3 protein-coding genes are annotated in these 2,328 nt (G+C 48.3%); 2 read left to right on the top strand and 1 reads right to left on the bottom strand.

Annotated elements, in window-relative coordinates:
* The first annotated feature begins 81 nt into the window (after positions 1-81).
* Together ruvC and ACTHUT_RS18185 are read left to right on the top strand one after the other, a co-directional pair.
* Positions 82-627: a crossover junction endodeoxyribonuclease RuvC gene (ruvC, locus tag ACTHUT_RS18190; protein ID WP_003684216.1), complete on the top strand. Its 546-nt coding sequence runs from the start codon at positions 82-84 to the stop codon at positions 625-627.
* Between the two features lie 78 nt (positions 628-705).
* Positions 706-1,590: a lipid A biosynthesis lauroyl acyltransferase gene (locus tag ACTHUT_RS18185; RefSeq protein WP_283122203.1), complete on the top strand. Its 885-nt coding sequence runs from the start codon at positions 706-708 to the stop codon at positions 1,588-1,590.
* A 499-nt stretch (positions 1,591-2,089) separates the two neighbouring features.
* Here ACTHUT_RS18185 and ACTHUT_RS18180 read toward each other — a convergent pair.
* Positions 2,090-2,328: hypothetical protein (locus ACTHUT_RS18180; protein ID WP_440419309.1), on the bottom strand; the 239-nt coding region annotated here is incomplete at its 5' end.

The raw sequence follows: 2,328 nt of genomic DNA, 5'->3' as shown, positions 1-2,328 counted from the left end.
GCCGATTTGGATACCGCGCGCCTGCAAAGCGTGCGCACGCGCCTGCCTGCCCTGAAACACCGATTACTTTAAACACGCACTATGTCCCAGTTCCAACCCACACGCATTCTCGGCATCGACCCCGGCAGCCGCGTGACCGGCTTCGGCGTTATCGATGTCCACGGCCGCGAGCATCATTATGTTGCTTCCGGCTGTATCAAAACGCCGACCGGCGCGTCGCTTTCCGAACGCATCGCTGTGATTGTCCGCCATATCGACGAAATTATCCGCCACTATCAGCCGCATCAGGCGGCCATCGAGCAAGTCTTCGTCAACGTCAACCCGGCCGCGACTTTGATGCTCGGTCAGGCGCGCGGTGCGGCGATTGCCGCTTTGGTCATGCACGACTTGCCCGTGTTTGAGTACACCGCGCTTCAGGTCAAGCAGGCGGTGGTCGGCAAGGGCAAGGCCGCCAAAGAGCAGGTGCAGCATATGGTGGTCCAAATGCTCGCACTTTCCGGCACGCCGCAAGCCGATGCCGCCGACGGACTCGCCGTCGCCCTCACCCACGCCCTGCGCAATCACGGATTGGCTTCTCAACTCAATCCCGACGGCCTGCAGGTCAAACGCGGCCGTTTCCAATGGTAAGCCGACATTCAGGCCGTCTGAAATCGTGTTCCAGCCCGTTTTCAGACGGCCTTTCGGTTATAATAGCCCTTTGCCCACATACAGCGAGCCTTCATGAAAGCCGCCTTCCTTTTTCTCTACCTCATCCGCCTGCTGCCTTTTTGCGTGTTGCACAAGATTGCCGACGCAATCGGCATTCTTGCTTATTACGCAGTCAAACCGCGCCGCAAAGTCGGTGAGGTCAACCTCAAAAAATGCTTTCCCGAACTGAACGACAGCCAGCGCACCGCCCTGCTCAAACGCCATTTCCAACACATGGCAAAGCTGATGCTCGAATACGGCCTCTACTGGTACGCGCCTGCGGACAAGCTGCGCTCGTTGGTGCGCTATCAAGACAAACACCATCTTGACGAAGCCCTCGCCGCCGGCGAAAAAGTCATCATCCTCTATCCGCACTTTACCGCATTTGAAATGGCGGTTTACACGCTCAATCAGGATGTGCCGCTGACCAGCATGTATTCGCACCAAAAAAACAAAGCCCTGGACGAGCAAATCCTGAAAGGCCGCCACCGCTACAACAATGTTTTCCTGATCGGCCGCACAGAAGGCCTGCGCGCCATCATCAAACACCTGCGCAAAAGCGATGCGCCCTTTCTTTATCTGCCCGACCAAGACTTCGGCCGCAACGATTCCATTTTCGTTAATTTCTTCGGCATTCAGACGGCCACGATTACCGGCCTCAGCCGTATCGCCGGCATGACCAAAGCCAAAATCATTCCCGCCATCCCCACGCGTGAAGCCGACAATACCGTAACCCTGCGCTTCTATCCGGCTTGGGACAATTTCCCAACCGAAAATGTCGAAGCCGACACCCAGCGCATGAACGACTTCATCGAAGAGCGGGTACGCGAGCATCCCGAACAATATTTCTGGCTGCACAAACGCTTCAAAACCCGTCCCGAAGGCGAAAGCAGCTTTTACTGACTACATAAAATTACAATTTAAGCATGAAAAAGCGGCAAAACCTTTCTTTTGCCGCTTTTTCATTTTAATTGTATCAAATCCAAGCTCAGCTTCAATTTCAAACAATCAAATCAAATTCCACTTTAAATGCTTTAAAAACAACTTTTTTCAAGGCAATTGAAACTTTCAAACAACCTTATATTTTTTCTCAAATAAAAAATGCTCTATTCAATACCCTTTTCATTTATATGTTAAATTTAATTTCATTTAAAAACAAAATGTTATAAAATAACCTTTAAAATAAAACAAATTTTAATCATTCGAAATATGAAATTAAATTAAATTTAAAGCAAGAAATACAAAATAAACATCTAATTTTAAATTAATTATGAAATTTAATTGCAAAAATATGACAATAACTGCAATTTACCCTAACCCAAACCTTCAGAAAAAACACTTGGCAAACTGTAAAATTTCGCGTAAATTTTACTACATCAAATTACAAGACATTCAGACGGCCTCAGCCGGTTTTAAATGTTTTTGTAAGCAGTTTTCTGATATTGCAAGCAATTGCAGTATTTTTAGAGGATTTCGGCGAATACCCGAAATGAAAGTTTACCGGTGCAGAGTTGAGCTGCATCTGTAAAGCCGCAGGTGAAAGCCTGTATTGTTTGTGAAGCGTAAATCTCTGATTTGAGGTATTGGGGCAATCCTGTGGGGGATTGCCTCTTTTTTTATCTGCGCCGTCATGCCACAATG

It is taken from the genome of Neisseria sp. P0022.S010 (genome assembly GCF_051956635.1).
The sequence above is the reverse complement of the archived record's forward strand: the minus strand, read 5'-3'. Positions and strand labels throughout refer to the sequence as shown.